The sequence below is a fragment of the Fulvivirga imtechensis AK7 genome (assembly GCF_000331535.1).
GTDB classification, from domain to species: Bacteria; Bacteroidota; Bacteroidia; order Cytophagales; family Cyclobacteriaceae; genus Fulvivirga; species Fulvivirga imtechensis.
Genome location: NZ_AMZN01000063.1, coordinates 1 through 26,522 on the forward strand (window position 1 = coordinate 1; position 26,522 = coordinate 26,522).

A 26,522-nucleotide genomic window follows, 5' to 3' on the forward strand; every position below is an offset into this window, starting at 1 on the left:
TTTTCGCTTCACACCCCAAAGTTACCTTTGACGCATCAAAACAGTTGTTTAGAGCCGGCTCCTGTAAGCAGGCTCTGGTGGGTCGGTTCCACCATCTTATTTGTAGTTACGTGAAGCCTTTGCTTCACTCACAGCACACTCCGAGCCAGTTGGGAAAGGGAGTCACGGACTAGTTGGATGTATTCTTTCGCGTAAGAGTTTTAAAATCTCATCATGATCTTTTGAAATCCCAGACATCGAAATTAGAGTCATATTTTTCTCCTGTGCTCCCAAGCCAAACCTCTTTCTTTGAAGTAAGTTCAGCTTATTATGATACGTGGCTATCGACTTAGTTACTATCCCTATATACTTCCCTTTTGCATAAAAAAAATCTACTCTTTTGATATCCTTTAAATATATTACTTTCTTTTTCAACGACATTAAACCTCTATATTCAATTTTATCATCACCAACAATTAAAACACTATTCCCCTTCATAATATTAATGGAAGCAGCTACCGACATATACCATAAGTAGAAACTGAGTGGTAGAAAAATTAGAAAAATCAGTTCGTCATTTGATAGTGACATATCTTTCAGAACGAAAACCAAGGGAATAAAAGTCATGATTGATAAAATCAACGAAAAAATCGTCATAAAATAGCTGGACACACTTCTTTTGATCCTTACTTCCATTTTCATTTCTCTATAACATTATCCTTCACACTATTTCCAGAAGTTTGTGCTGCATCCAAAAATTCAAATATTCTGTTATTAAGTTCTTTCCCTGTCAAAATTGTTTTACCAGATTGGTAAATATTTCCCAGATCAACGCCAATGGCAGTTAAATCATAAACCGCCACTGCTCCGTTTCCAAGATTTGTCTGAATCAAGCCACCAATTAAACGATAATCTTTATTTGGATCAAACACTCCCTCCTCTATAGCGTGTAAGGTCCTGATACCTCCCGAAATTTTCTCACCTGCAAAATAAAATGCCCCAACAGCCAAATATAATTCTGCTCCCCCACTTTTCCAGGATGTTACTACACTAACCCCTGCAAAGACACCAGATACCGAGCCTGTTATAATATCCTCAATAGCGCCAGACTTACCCTCTTCTTGGACCATAGTTCTGTATTCCTTGAGCAAATTTGTATTATGAGTTAAGGCAATTTGTTCCAGTCTTTTATTTCCAGCATTTCGCTCTTGGCTATTGAAAAGTTCATCATCGTACTTAACCAAAAATTTATTGATTGCATCCGTTTGAGAATGATATTGTTTTAGAATATTTTTTTTCTGTTGATAACTTAAGTTACTACCATTGTGACCCCCTAAAACCTTAGCCAGAATCACTCTATTATCTGCCTTCCTATGTTGATCTCCATCTTTTACAATTAAACCTGTTGCCATGGCGGCTTTATATAATCTCATAAGAGTTGCAAATTGCTGTTCGGTATTTTGAACAACATAGGTATTGGTCAATACGATTAGAGCCCCATCTTCAACATTCTTCCCCAGTGTTGCATTTGTTAATTCGTAGTGCATCCTTGGCTCTTGTCCATCTAAATCAATAGCCTGAATAGGTGTATTCCCCGCAAACTGATACGGAGTATACCAAGGATACTCAGATGCCAGAGGATCCACACTCAAAAACCTGCCCAAGGCCGGATTATAGATCCTGAAGCCATAGTCGTAGTGGTTCAATCCAAATTCACCACTTTGATCCTTCTCCTTGCCATTAAACCCATACCTGTAGGCAACAAGGTCAGGATTCAGGCCTTCATCGGGTATCAGGTGCTCGTGAGTGATCTTGAAATCATCAAAATATACATCACTGACATAGGCGCTTTCATTAGACAGGTAAACGTAGATGTAACCGTCCTTCTCAGGTACAACATTCTCTAATAACAGTTGCTCATGATCAATATTGGTACCGTCCTCCAAAGCAGCGGGAGATAATGAAGTGTATCCTGCATCCTGCAGTACATAATTCTCATCAAATAGGAGGTAATTTAAGTAGGCTTTTACATCTCTTGAATTGTCATTGGTTCCAAATATGGATCCTCCGGCAAATAGGTCATTAAAAAGCTCATAAAGCGAATTGGCCTCATTGGTTACCGGTATGTTAAAAGCCTCTATGAAAGCGGCTCCCAATGAACTTGCCACAGTGGTAATCGGAGCGTCATTGGCCGGTTCATAATACTTACCATAAACCTCCATACTGATCTTATCACCGGCCTGTACTTTTAACGTTTTCGCCAGACCAATAAGATTGCCACTCGTGCCATTCAGGTGCGTGGCATAGCTGGCATCTGCCTCATCGGTATGGTTATAAATATCAGAGTTTACCCTTTCCGCCTCCATATAATTTTCAAATTGGGTATACTCATCGATCAAGTGGTTAATTTCCATCGTGGCGAGATATACATCTTCATCCCACAATACGGGTGGCAAGTCCATGCCAAACGGATAGTAGTTAGCAGCCGAAGCTATGGAAGGACGAAAATCGCTTGGAGTCGTGCCGGAAATGGTACTCAACTTGCGGTCACTGATCACAGCACGTACGTTACCTAAGTGATCTTTCAGTTCGTATTGTTTTTTATCTAACGTTCTCGTAAACACATTATTTATCGGGTTCTCCGCTTCAGGGCCTGTGCCGATTTCAAAGCCTTTGCCATCTACTCCATCTTCGAAAACGAAGCCTGGCTGCAGGGTAATTTTCACGCCCTCGTTCAGGAGGTAGGATACGCCTTCGTAAACATTCGTTTGTTTATCAGCAGTCAGTGTAGAGGTAATGACTACATCACTGGCAAAGCTACCTTTGGGTTTGTAAGCCCCCAACCTGTCGCTGCCATAGATCGGCACTTCCTGTAGCACGGTATTTTGCACACCGTTTACTTCAGTGGCCTTGTATACCGCCATAATGTTGCCGCTGGCATCGCGCACATAATAATTGGTACTGATATTACCATGCTCATCGGTCGAGCTCTTTACAACCCTATTACCGGCAGCATCGTACTTAAAGCGTGTGGTGCCATCATCCTGATGAGTGATTGACTCCACTTTCCCATACACCGTCCACTCTACTGCCATTTTTTCCTGGGTATCATACGTCAGGTTTCCGATAGCATCATAGGTGTAGTTATTAGCAGGCTGATTTTCGATATCATTTTTATGTTTGTCAACCGCTATAGTACTGTTGTCTTCCACATAGCTGAGCCTGTTCTTTCCGGTTTGTAGGTGGTAGACCAATGCATCCATATTTTCAGCATCAATATCATTTCGATTCAGCATCTGCAGGTTGCCGTTGGCATCGTAGCTGAAGTCTGAATGGAAGCCTCCACGGGTATAGTGTTGATTATCCCGGATGACATTAAAATTACTGATCCTGATCCTGTTCAACTCATCATACGTGTATTGATTGCCAATACGCATCCATGTATCTTCAGAGGTACGGCTGGCGGTTTCCCATGCACTGATATTCCCGTTATACAGGCTTCTCCCCTCTTCAGGCGGTAATAGCCCTCCTACGGTGGTGCCTAATCCCTGGTAGTCTCCGCTGTAGTAGTTGAGACTCATGGCAAAAGCATCGGCTGCCGCGGCCGGGTCGTCCATACTGCCAGGGTTGTTAATTCCTTTGAGCCAGCCATGGATGGTGTAGAGGTAGTCCAGGTTTTGAAGTTTGTCTTCGCCAATAGTTGCTTCTTTTAGCGGCCCATGCGGATAATATTCGTATGTGGCGTCCTTATCCCACAGATGGCCGTCTCGTGAAGTATACACTCCAATGATCCTGTTGTCAGCATCATACTCATATTTATGGTAGAACTGATCGTCATTACCAGGATTGTAGCTCACTTGCAGTACATTACCGCTGAGCAAATCGTATTCGTATTCGATCAGTTTCTGGCCCAGCCCGGGAACATTCTGCACCAGCCACTCCACATTGCCATGAGGGTCATAGCTGTAGATGGTGTAGGTGCGGTCATCCAAGGTAGCATCCTGCCCGTCTTCATCCAGATAGGTGTAGCTGACCCTGTTTTGCAGGTACCGCTGTGTCAGGCCGGTGAGAATAGCTGCCCCCGCACTTTCAGTATAAACTGTTTTTGTTACCTGCTCTCCTGTAGCCGGGTACTCCTGGTTGTTGCGGTTGTTGAGCAGTGCAGTGCCATCAAAACCGGTGCTTTGTCCTACCTCCACTATTCTACCCAGGTGGTCGTATTTTGTATAAGAATAAGTACCATCTACTGACTGTTGCGCGTTTTGAGAGAACCGGAGCTGGCCGATGTCGTTGTACCAGAACTGGGTAGCACCTGCATCAGGTGTTTCCTGTGCTACCATCTGTCCCAGACTGTTGTACTGGTAGGAGGTCACCATTTCATGAGGAGGACTGGTACTTCTAGCACTATTTAATGCTGCTTCAGTACTTACATCCAGTGGGTTCACTCCTTCGGGAGGCACTGTGCGTATAAGGTTACCAGCACGATCATAATAGTACAGCGTATAATGATGGGTACCCAAATCATAACCTATGCCCAACTGATCATTCAGGCTCTTGACACATTTGTTGGTATATTCATCCTCCAGATCTTGTTCGTAAAAATCAATCAGATCCTGGCGCTGGGCTTCTACCTCTTGTAGCACGGCATCGGCTTCTATTTCCTCACAGGTTTTTGGTTGGGGGTCCCAGGCGCCATCGTTGTTGAAGGTGTATGGGGTGGTCCAGCGGAAGCAGAGGGTTCTATCCTGATAACAATGAGAACCTGGAACTTGGGCGATTTTTGTTCCGAAGATCACATTATCAACAGTCGTTTTAAAATAATGACCAAACGGTAGGTATACATTTTCAAAAAGAAAATAACCGTCACCATCAGACGTTGTAGCACTAATTAACTCGACAAAGCTTGAAGTCCAATATGTGGATTTGGATAAGAACAACTCAACTTTACTGAATGGTTCCTTTGTTTTGCCAGATACCGAATTAGCTTTTACATCATATTTTAAAGATGTGAATCCGGGTGCGCTAGTGTTAAAGTTGAGATCCTGATGCAAAATTCGTCCTGATAAGTTTACGTAGTTATTAAAGATGACATTTCTACTTGCGTGATTGGCCGGTAATATGCTTGGAGTGGGTTCGTAACTTGGGTTAAAACCACTGAGCAATCCGTTCACTGCCCATCCTTTTAGATCAAGATTAGTATTAAACACCATGTTGGATGAAAATTCATTGTGATAGTCATAACCATGATTCTCAAACTCCTGCCATGAAATTCCTTTGTACAAGTTATATGCTACAATATTTCCCTCATTATACGTACTCCCTCCAATCAAATTATAATCACAACTATAGTCAGCACTACTCCCTCGCAAGGCATCCATATCGATACCTCTGAAAGCGCCTAACCGAGCCTGGTAATCTAAGTCTGTTCCTAGGATATTACCTTGAATTTTTCCGTAATCTCCCGCCCATTTAATAAAACTTGATACATTGGGGCCTTCTTCTGTCTGAAAGATGTTGCCTACAACTCTAACATAATTCGCAAAAACAAAAATGAAGTATGTCGAATTCCCCTTAAAGTGCAAGTTCTGAAGTACAGTTCCATTGGCTCCATGTTTTACACCGATAAGGTACGCCCCGAATTCCATTTCAGGTATAGTAGGGGAATCTTGCAAAATAATTTTTGGGGATTTTTCAAGATTACCATTACCAGGTTGAGTAGACCCATCCAACGTAATTTGCTTTTCTATTTCAAGCTTTTTTACTAAGCTAATAACATGTGGTGCTGTTCCAGGAATATCAAATTTTATTAGATTAGAACCCGAGGCCAAGTTAGACTTCTCAACGGCCCAACGTAATGTGCCAATTCTTTGACTATCATCAAGTGGCAATGTAGGATCTGGATCCGAGTTCTTGGTAACAATCCATACATTATCGTAATCAGCTGGATTAGACACATCAACTATCTTTCCGAATTCAAACTCCTTTAGCGCTTTTATTTGATTAATGTCAACAGTTGCATGATCCTCTCTTAAGTTCAAGTAAACCTTGTCCCAACCTGTATCACAAGCAACATTACCTTCATTTACCTGCACCTCAAAATCATACTTAAAGATCTTCTCCATAGCCGCCAACTGTTCAGGTGTTCCCAACTCTTCCAATTGAGTCAGAGGATTGGTCCAAAAATCAAGCTGACAATAATTGTCCTTGCAATTCTGCACCAGTGCCTCTGCCATCGCGTCTATTTCGCATTCACTGTAGTCATAGACAGTGGGGTTTACCGTTTCGTCAAATAAACCCACATATTTAATAACCGTATTACCATCGCTATCATATTGATGTACCTCATTGATATCATAAAACTGTATTTTCACCAATGGATTGGTGGATACCAGGTAGTGAATGATCCCTTGTTTAAATGCTTCTCTCCTACCTTCGCATGCTTTACCACATTGGGTAATGGCTTTGAGCCTGTATTTTTCAGGATCACCTTCACCAGGCTGTATGCCCTGCCCGCCCAGGGTCAGCTTATAACGGTCGCATTGAGACAACACGGAAAAATCCGTCATGGTAGGTTTATACGTCTTTGCCTGTCCCAGTAAATGGTTAAAATAGAATCGCAAACCCTGTGTATCCTCGTCTGCATCATCGCCTTCGTTGTAATAGACCATGGCATAAGCACGTGCAAGATTAAAAGCCCGCTCCTGGCCGTTGATCTTGCCATATAAATCACTGTTATTCCTGGTGAAGTAAGTTTTCACACCATCCACACAAGCCTCTTCTCCTGCCGGGAGATTAGCTAGCAGTGTACCCTCCAGCGCATCCAAGAAATCCTTCACCACAACATATTCATAAACAAAATCCGGCTCGTCTTCCACGTTGATATCTGCAAAAGCTGATATAGCCGGTCCGTAGCCCGCTACTTGGGTTTTCCAAACATCCCATATAGTTGCACAGCTCAGCACATCATTGTTTTCACTGTAAAGATTGGCCACCATCTGATCGAATGTAGTCGTTGTATAGTACACTTTGTTGTTGGTATATTTGTTGACCACAAATAAGTCTTCTATAGTATACACATCCCCATTTTCATTGTACGGTCGCTCCGCCCAATATTTATTAAAATATTGTGCCAGGGAAGCCCCATTCCAGGTACAGCTACTACCGGTGGCGACAGGATCTTCCTCACAAATTTCCGGCAGGCTGATCAGTATATTGTTACCACAAAGAACGGGTACCACATACTGCCCCTCGGTATTCAAGGAATAATTGGCAGCCAAATGGCTCTTTAACCCCTCCATATCATGGGCATGTAGCAGATTCAGGATTGTTTGCAACTGTTCGTCTATACCTGTGGTATATTCGGATATTTCCGTGTTCAGATAATCCTCTAGGTATGTAAGGTCTGTACCGGGTATATTGTTATTGGTTATCACCCTTTTTTCCAGTACATAATTGGTCTCTGCCTGAGCACTGAAGGATTGTACAGGAATGGATATTGCCGCATTGGTTGCGCAGGCCTCGCTCATGGCTATATCATGTGACGCCAGTAAGGTTTCTGCCGGCTCTCCCGGTAAAGCATCCAGGTTGTGCATGACAATCTCAATACGATAGTCACATGTTCTGCACGCCAGGCCGCACACTTCAGACAACATAGCCGGTGTTATGGTGTAATCTATATTAAGGTCACGGGGCATCGTAAAAAAGAGCGGCTTTCTGGTGCTTTGCAGGAAAGGTCCAAGCTGTGTAGACGCGTCTACCTGTTCATAGATAGCTGTAGTCTGGCTTTCCAGGGGAATCAGTGCATTACCCCCTGCACCTATCGTTAACGCTGTAGCCAGCACCTTACCGTCCTTGTTCTGATAGGTAATACTTGCCGTAGCATTGGCATCAAAGGTGGTGATCTTTTGCACGTTGGCCGCTATGGGTGCTTCATCTCCGAATAGCATTACCATCTCCGACTCCGAAGCCCCGCTGTAATATGTGCGAATCGTATGTCCGCTCCCGATCCTGTGGTGAGTCCCTACTCCCGACTGTTCCTTGATCCTTCCTGTACCATCGTTAGTAAAAACGGTTCTCGTATAAGGATACCCTCCAGCACTGGCCACACCATTGTTGATCTGCACGGAACCTTCCATGGCCTGTCCACTGTAATACTGGCTGTTAAAGGTCATGGTCGGAGCCATACGCGGGTCGTCATCAAAAGCTGATTTGGAATAACCTCCCGTAACCAGCGCACCTTTGTATCCAAGCTTATTGTCAATTCCCACCTGGGGTACGGGCAGGGTTGACAATGCATTTCTACCTGCATAGTCCTGATAGGTTTGTGTAGCCACTACACGATTGGAAACACGGGTTTGCTGCTGTTGTACTTGTTGCAAACCATTGGCAAAGGTCAATTGCTCGCTGACCTTGTTGCCTTCGGTGAACGTACGGCTGTATATCCAGTTTTTCTGGTCGTCCGGGTTTGTATAGGTAAACGTTCGTGTTACCCACTGAGCATCCGACCAGTTGGCCGGATTAATAATATCTCCAATCAAACTACCGACAGGCCTTACCCGCCATTTATAAGTTCCGCTGCCCTCTGCAATAGTGACTGTCACTGCCGGTTCAGGTGACCAGGTGTATAGTCTGAGTGCCTGACTCCAATCCACCACTTCGTCTCCGTAAACTCTTATCAATTGAAATTCATAATTCGGCACTTCAATACAATATTCAGAATTGCTGATCTGCCAGGTGAAATTTTGCTCCCATTTCCCGCTAACAGAGGCATTGTTGGCCGGTGACAATAATGCCAGCTCCGCTGCAGACACATCTATATGTTCTTCCTCTTCGAAATAAAAGCGAAAACGAACTTTTGCAGGATCAACAACATCTATTGCTGAATATGTGTTTGCCTTTGGCGTCACCACTATCCGTTTCAGGTTATTCAGACCTGTGGTAAAGGCTTCGTGGTAAATCTGCTCGACATCCTCCTGATCAATAGATAATGAAATAGTCCGGGTAAACAACGCAGGACCTGATTCGCTATATCCTTTTAGTTCGAATTCTCCAGAAACAGTAAACACAGCCTCGCCCCAGTCATAGGTCTCGCCCACATCCAATTTGCCATACAGGTGTAATTTCGACAATGTTTTCTCACAAGTACTGACAGATTCCTTACATCCGTTAAGTACCAGCTCCTTTACGGGAGTTTGACTGCTTAGTTCGCTATGGCTGTACGATACATTGTCGTTTTTAGCATCATCTGAAACGTTGACACTAAAAGCATAAGCTTGTCCGGCACAAGATCCATTGTAGGGGGTAACAGTAATGTTTCTGGTACCTACCCCTGTAAATGTCAGTTCCGCCTGGGAGTTCAGCGGTGAGTTGTTATAAGAAGCTGTAACACCTGCCGGCAACTGCCATTGCAGAGAAGTAGTATTACTCCCGGGATTCAAAATAAATGGACGGGTAAGGCCATCACAGATCTCCGTTGGGCAATCCGCACAGGCAAGCGCGGCTGGAAGCGGTGTAACTGTTACACTTTTTTGTTTCGTTATATTTCCACATTGTGATTCAATGATAGCTTTTACCGCTCCGGAAGACCGAAAGGTAATATCTGCCTGTTTACCACCAGTATTGGGAACAACTGCCACTGTATAGGCAGAGCTGGTTGGCCAGGTAATTTTACTGTAAGATCCGGAAGCATTAATCTCAAACCTGCGAGTGGCTCCCTCGCAGGCTGTACCCACCGACTGTACAAAGCCAGTGGAGGCTGGTTTGGTGACAACGTTGACAGAATGACTAAGGTTAACACTTCCGCATGAGTTAGAAACTGTGGCTTTTACAGGTATAGACCCCGTACCTGTAAATGTGATATCTGCGATTTTATTGCCTGTATTGGGCCGGATCGCCACTGTATAATAGCTGCTGGATGGCCAGGAAACATTTACGGGGCTGGTACCAGAGGTACTCACCTGAAACGGGTAAGAAGTAGCCGTACAGGCCGATGAAATGGGACTGCTAAAACCTCCGGAAGCTGGCGTACATGGAGCAACTACAGAGATCAGTTTTCGGTGTATGGGTTCATTGGGGTTAATTACACCGCACTCGTTTACAGGCTTGAACTCCAACCAATAGTTACCATAGGGCCGGTTGCCAATGCTGAGGGCAAAATACATATTGGATGGATCCGATTGCCCCATATACGTCCCACCGAAATACCATCGATATTTGTAAGGCGCTACACTCCCAGTCGGCATAAGTCTTCGTGGTGAATAATTAACCACTGTATTAGCTGTTGCGCTTGAAGGACCTTCTATTGTAGAACCAACAACTCCCGTATAAGGTGTATACATAGGATATAGTCGGATCGTTTTATAAATGGGATCAGGCGTAGCAGTATGTCCAGCGGGGGCGGGTTCAAAAGGATCATCGGGGTCCGGCTTTATTAAGCAAAGGGCTCTTACTGAAATAGTCACCTCTTCAATGCCTCCATAAGACAGCCCTGACCAGTCTATCTCTACATTAGCTCCAGAAAGAGGGGCGATTGTACCCGCTTCAGGATTTGACAAACTCCACAAAGGGCCGGAGCAATTATCAGGTAATAGCATATTGGTTGAGTATGACTCTATAGCTCCCGGACAGACATATGTATCTCCATAAATGGATTGCCCATTGACAAGAAATGCGGAAGAGATGAAACAAACGAGAAAAAGTACCTTGTAAAATACGTATTTCATTACCTATTATCTTTTATTGCATAACCAGAAAAAAGTGTAGCAAGTCGACCGGGATCTGCCAATGCCTTTTGCACCTTGCTGTCAATAATATTTTTAGAAAAATTGTGGTGATATTCTTCAATATCAACCAGTATATTGTCAATCACCCGCTTGTCATAATAAGTGATCCTGAATTTTTTAACCTGCGAAAGCGCAGGATCAATCCAATATGTCATTCGTTCAACATTAAGCCTCTTCTTACCTACATCGTTCAGTGCCATAACAACATGATCTTGTTCAGAATTAGCAGGGTTATCCATACATTGTCGTTCGCACGTAAGCACCGATGCTTTGGTGATCAGGGTGTCCTGCAGCACTCCTATAGATTCCCAGGGCATCAACCGTTCCTTTACAGCATGAGTAATGAAAATCAGCTTTCTATCATGTATAAAAGTGAGGTTGTATTTATCGTTTTGGAACATTTCAGTATTTCCCGCAGACATTTTAAACAATTGTCCTGAAGCCGCTATTTCTACTGTAGATTCCTGAATGGAATCCGGCTGCGCAAAAGTTGTTTTTATATTATACCTAATGTACAGCGACTGCTCCGGATCATACTTACGCATACAATGTAATGCCTCCAACACCTGCTCTTTGCAATCCTGCGCCAGTATAATATGGCCAGACGCCACCAAAACCGCTATATAGAAAAGTAGTCGCATTATTCCTGAGATGGAAGGTTATAAAAAGTCTCCTGTAAAGTCTGCGTTCCTCGTTCAGTTTCAAGCTGTTTACGCACCAGCTTTCCTTCAGCATTGTAGTGGTAGAACATCCCATAGTGCTGATCATCGAATACGGCCAGCAGGCGTAGATTTTGAGGATCATAGACGTACGTGGACATTTGAGCATCGGCAGGTTGAACCCTCAGATCGTCAATCCATATAGTTGTGCTTCCTTCGTTACCAACGAGTACCTGGAACTGTTGATGAGATCCTAAATTGACCTGGGCCCGATACAATGACCATGCACCTGAGCTGCTGATCTTTTGAAATGAGGCTAAAGCAATTAAAGTAAGTCCATCCTCCGTTTCTGCTTTAAATTTCAGGCCGTTCAATGACGGAGTACCCTTTACCCATACCTTGGCCAACATAGATGTATTGATTGCGGGGACAGCCATTTTTTCATAAAGGAATTTATCGCCACTTCTCAGTTTGAGTGACTTGTTACCCGCATGACCATTGTTGGGAGTGATTTCCAGAGCCCCTATATTATCTCCTTCTTCCAGAACACCACTATACAACATTTCAAAACTTTCAAACCGTACCGAGCCGTGATCAGCGTTTTGGGCAGTAAGGAAAGGAACCGCATCGTTATAGCCGAATTTGGCAACACTGGCTATCCCTAAAGCATTGCGCTCCTGTAGTGCATCACCGTTGGGCGAGTAGTGCTCTACTGTGGTGGTCTTGATCCAGCCGGTTCTTTGATTGACATCCGGATGCTGCCAGTTAAAAAGGTTTAGGTTGTAAGTACCCGTGTTATAATTTTTTCCCCGATAAATATCTTTTGAGTTATAGGTGTAGGAACCATCCACACGCCATTTGCCTTTTTTACCTTTTTCATAATTGTTTGAAGCAGATAATCCACCTGATTTTGGAGTATAGTAAGAGCTATAATCCCAATTATCAGATAGAGAGACAGCATTTGTAGCCACTATGTGATCAATTATTGGCGGTGTAGCTTCAGTGCTGATACACATCATATCTATATCTTCAGCACAGGTGGCATCATTTTGGTAGACAATTCTTCCGCCATAAGTATCAATTGCAAACTGCCCTGTACCATCTACAGGAATGGCTGTTCTGCAAAGCGGGTCCGATTCCACAACTTCTACGATTTGTGTTGCCGTCCCCGTACAGCCCTCACTATCGGTATAAGTGTATGAAATTGTATGCACTCCCAGTCCCGCCTGAGAAGGGTTAAAAATATTTCCCGTCACCCCAGGTCCAGTAAAGGTACCACCAGAAGGGCTACCAGTTAAAGTAACAGAGGATCGGCTGACGTAATAAAAATCATCAAGATCACCCATACTAACGTCAGGGTTCGGGTGAACTGTGACAGAAACAGTAGTTCTAAAACTAGATCCATTTACCACATCCGCTTGAACATAATATGTATACGTTCCTGCAACACTTTTCACATCCTGAAACTCAGACCCTGTACCTAACAAAGTCCCTCCCGAAGACTGAGAATACCAGGAGAACTCTGCACCTGTAACAGTGCTTGATGCTGTTAAACGTATCTGATCGTTTAAACAGACATTTGGGGTGTGATTGGTAACAGATGGTTTAGGAATAGTTAAATCATACGTAAATTGATTTTGGCAAAACTCAAACCCCTCTGAGTTTACCAACACCGTATAATTATCAGGAGCTAAACCTGTTCTATTTTGGCTAGTAGCCCCATCCGACCACTGAAATTCATAGTCATAGCCGACCATTCCCCCTGTTGGGTTTAATGAAATATTTCCATTTAGAAGGTCCACCGTTGAATTATCTGAAATAGGTGTGTATTTCAGCACTTCAATATCATCTATATAAAAGACTCCGGTGTTTGTTGAATTCGTTAGCCACAGGTTAAAGTAATAACTACCTCCTCTAGTGGAACTAAGTGGGTAGTTAACCGTAATTTCAAACCAAGTATTATACGGATCGACTCCAACTTCAAAGTAATTTGGTTCGCCACAATTAGGAAAAACCACTGCCCCTGTTTTAAGTCCAGGTTTTATAATAGTGCCACTGCTGATAGTTGAGGAAGATGGTACATATACCTTCATCCTCAACATGTAGATATAATCATCATCAAACACATCAAAATCTTCTGTCCTCGCAGACCTATTATTTAGAAACCCCTGAGGTGCAGCACAAGCCAGTGAGTAATTACCAGTATAGGCATAATCAGTAGACCTAGTCAACTCCCATGATGGTGAAGTTACTGCGCTGTAAATATCACCGTCACTTGCACTTGTTTCAAAAGTACCTCCATCTGCCGGGGTAAAAAGATTTGTTTGGGCCACGGCCAAATTCAAACTTAAAGTATATATTATTAAAATAATTTTCCTCATCTTAACCAAATTTATTACCACCCTTCAGCCGAAACTGTAAACCAACCTGTGCCGCAACTGCTACAGGCTATATCAAAAGCCATTAGCCCAAGGGATATTTTATCATTTAGCACTTTATATCTGAACTCTACCTGTTTGATGGTAGCATTTTCCCAATCGATGGATGCATTCGAATCAGTGATATAGTTCATCATATTCATCTTCGAATAGGTGTTTGAGAGAACGAATGTTCCAGATGTCCCTGAAATAGCAGCTACTCTGTTGTTAAGGTCATCAATAAAGCTATTGCCGCTTTTCAAATACCGTCCCGAATCATCAATAGTTATGTAGGATACTTCGCTAACTTCACTGTGTTTTGTTATTTCTCCTACATTCACAGCCAACTGGTTATTTCTACCCGTGTTGAGAATGGCAATCTGACTCACGCTTCCAGGCGCAACAGTATTGAGTGCTGACTTATCTATTACAAGACTGTTAGTTACATAATCAACTCCTGACACATGAAACAAGGCATTCCCATCTCCATTCAATTCGATAAAATCTCCGCGATGAAAGTCCTGTAAAATACAGGCATCACCCACCTTGAGCAGATTCCCTTCCAGTGTAAAAGCACCAAATACTACTTTTCCTTCCACCTCAGCCTTTGCCCCGAAATTATCATACTCCCAACTTGCAGGTATTTGCTGTGCCAGGTAAGCGCCTCTGAATTCATCATAGCTTTTGACTGCTACAGGTTGTCCTGTATGTTCATTAAAGGCTACGTTTTCAGAAATATGATATATTCCATCCTGATAAGTGGTGGTCTTCTTTACCATGGCCGGGTAGCGGATCACCTTTGATGTGGCATGCGTTGCCAGCAAGGATTCGGAAATTGTCGAGGTAGGCATAGCGGTGATGAATGGCACCACAAAGAGGAAGAAAACACCTACTGTAAAATCTGCCTCCACATTAAGGTCAAAGGATTCTTCCTTTACAATTTTTTGCGCCATGGTAACATCCACTTCCCTGCCAGGATTTTTGTAAACAACCTCTCCGAATAAGCTGTTGAGCATTGGCACCTGGTCTCCGGGCTCAAAGTACTCGTAAAGTTGCTCGGTCACCAATGGAGAAGCCGTGGCCTCTGCTACTCCGGGAAAAGCACCTGCATAGGTTGCCATTCTCTTCGGCTGTCCGTGCATCTGATTCTGAATGAAGCTAAATCCCTGGGTTGCATATTGATGATTAAGGTACTCATTCATAAACACGGCCGTCTTAAAGCGGTTCTTCTGCTTTGAGTCATCAATGGCGGTCATTTCTACCTTTACCGGATAATCCTTAGCTGTGTAGTATTCATGAGCACTATAACCCGGAGTGGTTTTTCCCTGATAGATGTTTTTCATGAAAACCTGTGAATATCCTACAGATGGTCCTGGTAAGATACTTTCACCAACAGGGCCTTCCGCCTGCTCTTTATCCTTTCCGGCTATTATCTTGCTGATTGCGCTTTGTCCTTTTCTCTTCACAAAGTCTACGAGGATATTCTCCTCACGGATAGTGGCGGGCTCGTTGGTAGCCACTCCACTGCTAATCACATTGCCGTTGCCATTTAACGTTTTATAGATATACTCCGTCCCGTAAAGCGCCTGTGTGCCTAATGAACTATCAAATGTCATCAAACGCTTTACCCTTAGCCCGCCGCCCTTCTTTGCTATGGGAGTTGGTACTCTCAGGTAAGACAGGTCGTAGTTCATAGCTCCGCACAAGGTGCTTGGTATCAATGATCCACCCACAAAATCCAGCAATTGCATCACCATACTTTTGGCATCACCGCTGTCATTTAAAGCTCCCTGGGCACCATTGCAGCTACTGCGATCAATCATTCCCAACCTGTAGGCTTTTACAAAGTCCTCGCATGCCGTCTTTGGCATTCCATCACCGGTTAAAGACACAAAAACCCCCGTAGCATCAAGGCCTACACCACCAACATTGGCATAGCCATCGACATAATCCACATCGCAATCGGACAGATCAGGCGTATTGTTGCCTTTCAGTCGATATAAAAACTTAAAATACATCTTTTTACCGGTCCCTATGTATCGCTTGTCTATTTTGCCTCTAAGTTCATCCAAATGTTCTGCTCCCAATCCAATTGCTTGGTGATCAATATAGAACTTCGAAAATCCGTCACCGGCACTCAACAAAGGCGCCATAACGTGGGCTTCCTGATCCTGTATATAGCTGTAGTCATCTTGTTCATATTGAATATGTATTTCACCTTTAGAAGGTAATTGTATTACTTTCAGGTTCCAGACGGCCGGGTCAAAATCCCGGTTGGGTATTTTCGACTGATCCAGCCAGGGGCGCATTTTAGCATATTGATCGCTCCCGTAAGGTTGGTAGTTACCCCATGCATCGCTGTGAAAAGGTGAATAGGAAGGATTCTCTCCTTTGGGATCAGTATTGAGATCCAGGTAGTTGTCAAGAGCAGCATATTCGGCAGGGTAGGTATTGTCTCCCGGGTAATTGTACTTAAAAACATACGGACTGATACGCCCGGTATTCAAGCCATTATACTCAAAATAAACTTTTGCAAGTGTCAGTCGCCCACTTCCCCCGGAGGTATTCGGTGCACCGGTCTGAAGTTCTTCGCCCGTAACATCATACCCATAATATTTAAAATGTACCGTTTTAAGAGGTGTGATAGCTCCGGGATTCTTAATTCTGTTGCGATCGATCTGACCGTTAGCAAGCTTAAAATCAGCAATTGAATAAAGATCTATACGTGTCAGCCGCCTTTGATACTGACTACCTTTCGCTCCTGCCGTCACATTATCGTAGTTAGTAGCAGATATGGCATCGTTTCTTACAGCAGTGTAGAAAATGGCCACATGTGATTTCGTTTCTATCGACTGGAGGTATACAATCTCCTTTTCTCCAGCGCTTACCGAGCCGATATCATCTTTTTTATCGGAGAGAGAAGACCGCTCGTATTTCAGACCGTTATAGGGTGATCTCCACTTATACCATGCCGCCTGCTCTGCATTATCACCGTATACTTTATTGTAATTGAACCTGGTGTATCCCCCAAAGTCATCTGGTGTGGGACCATCATAACTACGGTCAATGTAATCGGGTGTAGTAACCTCGGTTAGCAAATATGAAGATGCATATGCCCCCAACTGTTCCGTACCCAATTTGATTTTATCGTTTTTATAGTTGACAATGTAGTTGTCATGTACCACTGAAGCTCCACTCACCCCAAAACTCAGGTGTCTTTCATTTCTGTTGAGAACTGGTAAACCATACACATAACGCGAGCCATTTTCATTGTATACCGCCACCTCTGCAACCTGATGTGAAGCCAGGCTCCCCGACCTCATACTACGGATATCAGCTCTTTTTGAGTAAGCTTTATAATATTTGCCGGAGGAAACGGCATTAGTTGCTTCAACTGTATTGTACCCTATATAGGATGACCTTCCGCTTCTCTCACCCTGACCCAGATCGAAGTCAAATCCGCTCAACGAGACTCCCCCCGTTGATGGCTTTGCTCGCACTGGTTGATCATTATGTGTATCACCCCAACTACCGCCCTGATCCCCATTAAACCTGAAAAAAACGGGTTCATCCACCTCTGCATCCGGGCTACTGAACGTCCGACTGTTATCCCAGTCTGTTATTTCCATAGATTGGCTTCCTTTTCCCATGTCCAGACCGCCACCGAAGTTAAGCCCAGCGTCCACTTCTGGTGAGACGTTGTAAATATGGGTTTTACTTTCCATATGACGCGGACCAAAATATCCCACTTGCTTGTGATACATCCTGAATGCCCCGGAGAGCCCTTCGGCTGTTAGCATGAACTGATCTGCGTTATTAAAAGGGACACCAAGGAATACGTCCCTTTTATTGAAGGAACTTTCCTTCTCCACAGAATAATCCATTACCTGCGTACCCGGATCAGTATGTTCAGAGGAATACATATAGCCAAGGGCATTTACTGTTGTAGTGGGATCATTTTTTTGATGTGAATAGCTACCAAACACGTTGAAAGTACCGCCCATCGGTAGCTGTGATGGGTTGGCCTCAAAATTCAGGGATACATTGTATGAAGCCCCGGTATAAGCCGGTATGTGGGTAGGCCGTTCTATTTGGCTCATAGAAAACAATCCATAGGAGCTACCTACAAGACTGATACCCGGTGCTTTTCCCAAAGAATTATTCGCAAAATTTGCTTTATAAGCTTCTCTTTTTTGCTTAGAATCTAAGTTTTTATTTTCCTCTGAACTTTTCTCTCCAGGCTTCTGCATTAATGCCATAGGTTGAATACTTAAAGAAAAACTTCCCTGATCATCAGATACGTTGTATCCCATATTCACAAAGCCCCTTCCCAAGTGCAAGCCAAGACCAAGGTTTTTACCGAAACCCTTATAATTGTTATACCTCAGCGCTGCATTGGCGCTGATAGATGCAAAGTTATCCTTACTGAATAATTCGGCAGCCACACCTCCTCCAACAGTCGCTGTCCAGTTTTTCGGAGTTTTATTATGATAGATCACTTCTTGATTTTTATAATCATCAGGAAAACCTCTGGTGCTTCTATTTATAGCTCCCACATTAAGTGTCCACCCATAACCAACCCATGAAGACTCTTCTTCGGTAGATACGCCACTATGATAAGAAAGGGAAATCGGATAACTGCTACCATGCGGCCCAGGAACCTCTAGTAAAGGTAGGTTGTAAGTAAAGTCCCCGGAGAATGGGTTTACCATATTGGTAGTAGCAACGGGTTCAAAGCTACTAAATTCCGGCTGAGACGGACCCGATGTTAAAGCGAATGTCAGTGTGGGCCCAAAGATTTGCACCAACATATTTATGGTTAGAAAAACCGCTATAGTTCTGATATGTCTTCTTCCTATCATGCTTATAATGATCTTTTAGCAATTATCAATTTTGGAATACTTTGAATGTCGCTTTTCCGGAACAGGAAATGACTGGTACCTGTGCCCCAATAAGGATCATCAAAGGTCAGCGTAAGCTCTTCTGCATGCTCATCAAACACACCACAGTGGTATCCGTCCGGTGTAAACACTACACTGAAAGTAAGCCGGTTACTTAACTCATTGTAGCCCTCAAAGGCCGTCAACACCGGCTTAAACCGGTCATCTCCTACATTTAGTGCGATAAACTGTTCACTATTAAAGCTAAGCAGGCTGACCCGCTGTTTGTACTCATTCATAGTACTGATACCATGGTACATCAGGTTTGTCGTTTGTTTATCAGCCAGTAGTGATAGCTTAAAGGATAGCCCACATTTATACTCCTTCAACAAAGAGTCAAATGTTCCGGTTTTTGCAGATGTAAGTTGTTCATATTCTGAATAAGCCAGAAAATCTGCAGGCAGAAATTGCGCTCTCAATTTCAAATCATTGATAACCTTCTCTCTGGCAACAGCCTGTCCATTCTTTTGAAGCCACTCCTGGTAATCAGTCCAGGAAAGCTCTGATGGTTTGGAGGCACAGCCTGCTATAAAAGCCAATGTTAATGACAACAGTATTTTACCCATTATTCTCCCTTGTATCTTTTATTTATTTCCTTTAATACCTGGTCTGTAATATCCAGGTGTTCATTGCCATATAAGATGCTTCCATCTTTAGTTGTACCAAAAATAATATCATAACCTTTCTGCTCGGCATAATCTTCGATGAAACTGTTCACCTGGTTAAGCACAGAGGCCATCATTTCATGGTCTTCCTCCCGGATCTTACTGTCTATGGCCTGGGAATACGTTTCCAACTGTTGCTGTTGGTTGTTCAGCATCTCCTCTCTCTGCTTTCTTTCTGAAGAGGACAACTTGTCATAATCTCTGTTATATACAGCTACTGATCGCTGAAAATCCCGCCTCAGTGTATCTACATTTGCCTGCCACGACATCTTTTTGTCATCAAACTTGGCCATGGCTTCCTTTGTGCCCTCATAGCTATATATAAGATCATGTGAACGTACATACGCCACATTATTATGTGTAGCGTGAGTAATGAAATAAGCAACAGCAACAGCAACAGCAACTACCACACTTATAATTATTATTAAAAGTTCTTTCGTCTTCATATTATCTACATTCTATTTTACCACCATTATTGACCACAAGCATCTTTTTACCTTTTTCCGCAGGTCCCTCAATCACGATTTCTCCATTTACAATCAAGTAGGCTGCTTGTCCTGCCACCTCCACTTTTCCAGGTTGTAGCGCATTAATATTCATTCCCAGGCAGCTTACTTCAGTACTTACCTTTACATCATGTCCTTCAATAAAGACTATGTCGTATCTTGTAGGAACATTGTTAACTGTTGCACCACCTGATATATTCGACCAGATGGAAGGATCATCCCAGTTCCCATCGGCTATTGTGTAAAAATCTTTACTCACTATGGCATTTAAGATAAACTCAGAACTAAAGAGCTCTACATCAGTGATTACGGTATTAGTCATTTTGCACCTGTACCTTTGGTTATCTTCCTCCGGACCGGGAGCAGGTAAGCTTAAGTCCATGGCACTTGCTTCAACAATATCTTCCCATGTCGAGCCATTCCATTTTTGCCATTGATACAAAGTATTGGCCCCGCCGGCCCTATCATTCTCAACAATAAGATCCTGTCCTACATAATAATCCCGGCTGACCGGTGCGACTACAAGTTGTTGAGGCGAATAGATAAAAGTAGAAAATTGAGGAGTACCGGCATCCGGCATGTTATTTTCTATTTCTGCAAAACTAACCCATGTATTATCAACCAGCAACTTAGTGATGCCAGGTAAACTCTTCAAAACCGGAACGCTCACCTTATTATTTGACAAATATACATCCCTCAGTAGAGAGGTAGCCGGCACCTCAGGTAGGGCACCCTCTAAAAGGTTGTTATTCAGGTAGAGATATTTTAGCTTAGGCAATTGAACTATTTCCTCGGGTATGGAGCCTGTCAACTGACAATATCCCAAATGAAGTTGCTCTAGCTGCCCCAGATTACCCAAACTGGCGGGGATCGGACCTGTAAAATTGTTGTTCCATATACGGATATATTTTAATGCTCCTAAACTCCCCAACCATTCCGGTATTATACCATCGAGTTCATTACGGTTTAAGTCCAAAAGCTGTAGCTGCTGTAAATTTCTCATATCAGGAATTGGGCCTGTCAGTTGGTTTACATCTACCCGTAGATTCACAAGTTTTGTCAGACTGCCGATAGAAGGTGGTAAGTCCCCGATCAACTGGTTTATCCTTAAAGAAAGAAGATCCAGGTTATTAAGGTTGCCTATATCATCAGGTATTTCACCGGTCAGGCCACAATTTTCCAGGCCAAGGTCTTGCAGGGCTGTAAGCCCCGTGATCCAGGAAGGAATAGATCCTCCAAGATTGTTATTAGACAGGTGTAATTCTTCCAGTGCTTTGAGGTCGCGAATATCCGGGATACCACCTGTCAGGCTGTTTTGGTGCAGACGAAGTACCTGTAATGCCTGAAGGTCATTTAAAGAGACTGGCAGGTTTCCCGCAAGGCCGTTATTATTGAGGTCAATGAACACCACATCTCCGTTGAGTGCAGTTATCCCATGCCAGCCTGCTATCTGATCTACCGAAGTGATGGTGCTCCAGTCTGTCGGCCAGCCGGTGGTGTTGGTCCAGGTGGCACCTCCGGTGGTTTCGTAGAGGTCGCGGAGGGCAGTTATTTCATTAACATCAGGAACAACACCATTTGTAAGAGTAGTAAAGACTGCCCCAGCACCGCTTCCCATATAGTTAGTCAGTGAATCGTAACCGTTAAATTCGAAAATTTTTATGCCATACTTTGTGTTGGGCAATAACCCTGATATCGTCATTTCATTTCCGGTACCTTCGTAAACAATTTTATTAGGACCTATACCCGGCGCTGAAGAAAAGTCAGCATTGAAATTATAATCCCAGCCATCCTTTGGTTCCCCCGAAGATGTAGGTAATTGATTTACTCTTGCAATGATCAATCGCTTTTCCCCATCTCCGGAAACCCAACTAATATGAGCCGATGTCTCTGTTATAGAATTAATCTCAATTGAACTGGAAGATACAGTGGGTTGAGGAGCAGCACCTGCGGTATATTGACCTCCACTGCCTCTATTGGATACTAAATAATCTATGTTAGTACCCGATCCATTAAATTCAAATATTGCAAAACCATAATATTTATTTAGATCCAAACCTGTTATTGTAGTTCCGGAACCAGAACCAACATACATTACTCTGTTTGCTCCTATATATGGGGCCAGACTCGCGTCACTGTTCCATGAATATTCTGTTCCGTCTTTAGGCAAACCTGTAGTTGTGGGTGTCTGCCATTCCCGCATAAGTACTATCCTACCGCTCCCGTCACCATTTGTCCAATTTATTTCCATAGAATGCTCTGTCACATTCGAAAAAAAGACGTTGGAAGTTGGTGTGGTTGGTTCTATTACTGTACAGCCCACTGGATTAAGAATTAATCCGGCCAACTGACCTACTTCTGTATCACTCAATGCATAATTATAAATTTTCAATTCGTCAAATATTGCCTGGCTGTTGTAACCTGCCTGTGCCATTCTGCCAATGTAGACAGGCAAATTAGTATTGTTGATCACTGCTGATCCAACCTCTGTTGTCGCTACCAATACGCCATCTTGATATAGTTTAAGTTGTGAGCCCTCGCGAACCCCTGCAAGGTGGTGCCACTGGCCCACTGTCAGTGGTGTTGTAGATATTGCTTTATATTTTACATCACCACTTTCTATGTTGAATTGGGGGTATTCTGAATTTGTGCCTCCAATATTCAATACCCATTCGTTGGTACCCACGTCACTACCGATATTCCACTTAGCCACACCCATGACGTTGTCGCTATTGCTGGTAGGTGCCATTTTCTTCACCCAGTAGGCTATGGTAAAGTTGTTATCACCAAAGTCATTCGTAGGATCATCCGGAATACTAACGTAGTCATCCACTCCATCTAAATACAACCCCTGTTCATTGTACCCTTCTGTCCATGTAGCTCCAGTAACCGTTCCGTTAAGTCCGTTTACACTTTCGGATAATACGGTGCCTTCGCAGGAATTAAAGTTCCAGCTCCAATCCTTCCTGTCACATAGCACTGAATTGAACGGAACCTGAGCGAGTTGCGCAATTTCAGTAGCATCCAAAGTTCTGTTATATATCTTTAGCTCATCCAGTGAGCCGTTGTATGGTAAAAAAAGATTCCCATAGTTATCAACAAATTGGCCCAGTGACACAGAATAGTCACTGGTTCCTGTAGCATAATGCTGAAGTGCAGTTTCAGTGCCATCCTGTATACCATCTACATAGAATTTTATGTTAGCTCCATCACCCACTACTGCAACATGGTGCCAATTATTATCATTGATAGTGTTTTGGGCTCCAAGCGCCAGATTAACTGTTCCTGGCTCTCCGATGGTAGAAGTGAATCGCAACTGATGATCACCATAGCTTCCTCCATAGGTTTCGTACATCAATCCGAAGCCCTTATATTTAGTAGTTCCACTACTACCAAGAAATACGCTTCTTGCATTGAGGTCCTTGAGTTTTATGAAGAGCGAGATGGTAAATACTCCTGTGTTTTGAATAAATGACAAATCATCTTCCGATCCGGTAAGCGTAGCATAATCATTAATTCCATCAAAGCTCAGACCTTTGTCGTTGTAGCCGCCCGACCATGTAGCTCCATTGATCACACCATTGAGCCCATTTACATTTTCGGTTAGCACTGCACCTTCGCAGGAATTAAAATTCCATGCCCATTCCTTATTACATGACACCGGTGATGACACAGCAACAGCCTCGTTTGAAATCTCAGACGCACTCAAAGCATAATTATACAGTTTCAACTCATCAAAAACAGCGTGACTGTTATAGCCTTCTGCCGCCATTCTGCCAATGTAGACAGGCAAATTAGTATTGTTGATCACTGCTGATCCAACTTCTGTTGTCGCTACCAATACGCCATCCTGATATAGTTTAAGTTGTGAGCCCTCACGAACCCCTGCAAGGTGGTGCCACTGGCCCACTGTCAGTGGTGTTGCAGAGATGGCTTTGTATTTAATAGTGCCGCTTTCAATATTGAAGTGCGGATATTCAGAGTTCTGTCCTCCAATATTTAACAGCCACTCATTGGTGCCCGATTCTCCTCCTATGTTCCATTTGGCCACGCCCATAATATTGTCATTATTATTGGTTGGCGCCATTTTCTTCACCCAGTAAGCTACCGTGAAGTTGTTCCCTCCAAAGTTGTTGGTAGGATCATCAGGAATGCTGGCATAATCATCAACACCGTCCAGGTACAAACCCTGCTGGCTAAAACCTTCTGTCCATTGCGCTCCATAAACAGTCCCATGCATGCCATTGATGCTTTCTGTAAGTGTGCCGCCTGCACAGGCATTAAAATTCCATTCAAAAGAAGGTACGGTGTTATCTATGCACAACCCGAAAGAGCCTTTGTAGACCGAGCTGCTGTGATTGTTATCCACTGAGAGGTAATACAGCTCTCCGGGGATAAGTGAAACCGTACTTAAAGATATTTTGCCATATTGCCCGGCATAATCAATGCGGCACTCCAGCTCATTGAGTGAAGCGTCCCAAAGCGTCATGCTGGCATGAGAAAGGCCACCGCTATTCGTATTCAGGTCTATAATTATCTCATTGGCTGTAGCCTGAAATTTAAACCATACATTATTCTGAGGTGAAAGGCTATTGCAAGAAACCGCAGGGCCATCTGGCGTCATACCCAATGTGGTATAGGCAGCCGCATCAGAACACCACTGTGTTGTATGGGGCAATTCAATAGCTCCCTCCACGAAATCGTAGCTGGCTTTATCTTTTATGCATAATCCAAATGCTCCTTTGTAAACAGAACTCGTATGATTATTATCTACTGAGATGTAATACAACTCTCCCGGAGTAAGTGAAACTGAGCTTAATGATATTTTACCATATTCCCCGGCATGATCAATACGACAATCCAGCTCATTGAATGAAGCGTCCCAAAGCGTCATACTGGCATGAGATAAACCGCCACTGGGCGTATTCAGCTCTATAGATATCTCATTGGCAGTGGCTTGAAATTTAAACCAAGCGTTGTTCTGAGGTGAAAAACTGTTGCACGAGACCGCAGGGCCATCTGGGGACATACCCAATGTGGTGTATGCAGCCGCGTCTGAGCACCACTCTGTTGTGTGGGACACTTCTACCGCACGTTCCTTAAAATCATATGTAGCCTGATCTTTGATACATAAACTGAAATTACCTCTGTATACGCTGTTATCCAATCGATTATCAACTGAGATATAATACCATTCTCCCGGAGTAAGAGAAAGTGAGCTCAGTGATATTTCACCATAATTGTGGTCGATACCACAGGCTAGTTCATTTGACGAAGCATCCCATAAGGTCATGCTTGCTCTTGTCAGCCCCGAACCAGAAAGATCAACCGCAACTTCATTGGAAGTAGCCTGAAATTTAAACCATACATTATTCAAAGGGCTGTTTGCATTGCAAGAGGCAGCAGGGCCATCAGCGGTCATGCCCACCGTAGTATATGCTGCGGGGTCTGAGCACCAACTGGTAGTATGCGACAGTTCAACAGCTCCATCCTTGAAATCATAAGAAGTTGCATACTCCACCTCCATACCATTCAGATAACCCTGGGTGTATCCCGGAGTGTTGCTGACCGTTATGATGGCTTCACCATTGGCATCTGAGGTAACATTGGCTATTTCACCTAAAGTGGTAGTGTTATAAGCCGCATTAGTGGTAACCGTTTGAGCGCCTATGGTAAAATCCGTATAGGGATTAAGATCTGTGTTGCGACTGCTTAAAAACCTGAAAGTATAATTCCTATTTGGTATAAGGCCTGTGACTTTAAGATTAGCAGAGGTCTGGTATACCCGATAATAGCTTTTTAGAACATTATCTGGATAAACACCGCTATCACTGCCTGTTGTGGCCCCCGATGTGCCAACTCCTGTCCAGCTATCTACCAGCGTGATACCGATGCCGGTGCCCTGGCCCTGGTCGTCCATGAGGTCCACTAAGGCAGTACCGGCCAGTGGGTCGGCATTCATGTTGTTCCATGGGGATGCTGCCGGATTATCTTTATTGAAATTGATGTATACTTTTCTCGTTTGGGCATATGAAGTCGCAGAAAAAAAGGCAACAACAGATAGCAACAATAAGAACTTCTTAAGTGAGGACTGCTTTATGTTCATTTCTAATTCAATTCTTACTCTCAGCTTTAGCCAGCTAATTTATAAAGTGCCCGTCCCAAAAAATGAGACTCGCTAAATTTTTTAAGAAAATAAATGCAGTTCAGAAAATCTCCCTTGATGAAACAAAGAGGCGAGAAAGCTTAAAAACCAACTGTAACAACATTTAATCGAATTGCAAATATAGATGGATAATAAATACAAAACACAACAAATTATATACATTTATTACATTTAAATAATTTACTATTTTATAGCACTAAAAAAGTAAAATATGCATTATACACAGATAGCAACTAAAAAATATACATAAAATATAATGTATATTACATGAGAATGATTTTAAAGTATTATTAATGGTCATACACGAGCTGCAGCTTTTGCAACATGTGAGCAGGGCACGGAAGTAACTTCCGCCCCAGTTGACACATGGCGGACTTATTCTACCTTTGGACAGATCAAAGACCGTACA

At 43.3% G+C, this 26,522-nt stretch carries 8 protein-coding genes; all 8 read right to left on the reverse strand.

The genetic code is table 11. The annotated features are described in order from the left end of the window. Positions 1-162 precede the first annotated feature (162 nt). The 8 genes from C900_RS18205 to C900_RS18240 are packed head-to-tail and all read right to left on the reverse strand — an operon-like array spanning position 163 to position 26,053. The gene (locus C900_RS18205; RefSeq protein WP_040497065.1) at positions 163-681 is read right to left on the reverse strand and encodes a hypothetical protein; all 519 of its coding nucleotides are present in this window, start codon (positions 679-681) and stop codon (positions 163-165) included. Beyond that, the gene (locus C900_RS18210) at positions 678-10,700 is read right to left on the reverse strand and encodes an RHS repeat-associated core domain-containing protein (RefSeq protein ID WP_009581611.1); all 10,023 of its coding nucleotides are present in this window, start codon (positions 10,698-10,700) and stop codon (positions 678-680) included. The genes C900_RS18205 and C900_RS18210 overlap by 4 nt, the downstream gene beginning before the upstream one ends. Further along, the gene (locus tag C900_RS18215) at positions 10,700-11,401 is read right to left on the reverse strand and encodes a hypothetical protein (protein WP_009581612.1); all 702 of its coding nucleotides are present in this window, start codon (positions 11,399-11,401) and stop codon (positions 10,700-10,702) included. The genes C900_RS18210 and C900_RS18215 overlap by 1 nt, the downstream gene beginning before the upstream one ends. Next, positions 11,401-13,800, reverse strand: coding sequence for an immunoglobulin domain-containing protein (locus C900_RS18220; protein ID WP_009581614.1), 2,400 nt, complete (start codon positions 13,798-13,800; stop codon positions 11,401-11,403). Before C900_RS18220 ends, C900_RS18215 begins: the two co-directional genes overlap by 1 nt. A 14-nt stretch (positions 13,801-13,814) precedes the next feature. Then, positions 13,815-18,698, reverse strand: coding sequence for a hypothetical protein (locus tag C900_RS18225; RefSeq protein ID WP_040497066.1), 4,884 nt, complete (start codon positions 18,696-18,698; stop codon positions 13,815-13,817). A 2-nt stretch (positions 18,699-18,700) separates the two neighbouring features. Then, the gene (locus C900_RS18230) at positions 18,701-19,342 is read right to left on the reverse strand and encodes a hypothetical protein (protein ID WP_009581616.1); all 642 of its coding nucleotides are present in this window, start codon (positions 19,340-19,342) and stop codon (positions 18,701-18,703) included. Then, positions 19,342-19,887 carry an OmpH/Skp family outer membrane protein gene (locus C900_RS18235; RefSeq protein ID WP_009581617.1) on the reverse strand — a complete coding sequence of 182 codons (546 nt, stop codon included), beginning with the start codon at positions 19,885-19,887 and terminating at the stop codon, positions 19,342-19,344. The genes C900_RS18230 and C900_RS18235 overlap by 1 nt, the downstream gene beginning before the upstream one ends. Before the next feature lies 1 nt (position 19,888). After that, positions 19,889-26,053, reverse strand: coding sequence for a LamG-like jellyroll fold domain-containing protein (locus tag C900_RS18240; protein WP_040497067.1), 6,165 nt, complete (start codon positions 26,051-26,053; stop codon positions 19,889-19,891). Positions 26,054-26,522 lie beyond the last annotated feature (469 nt).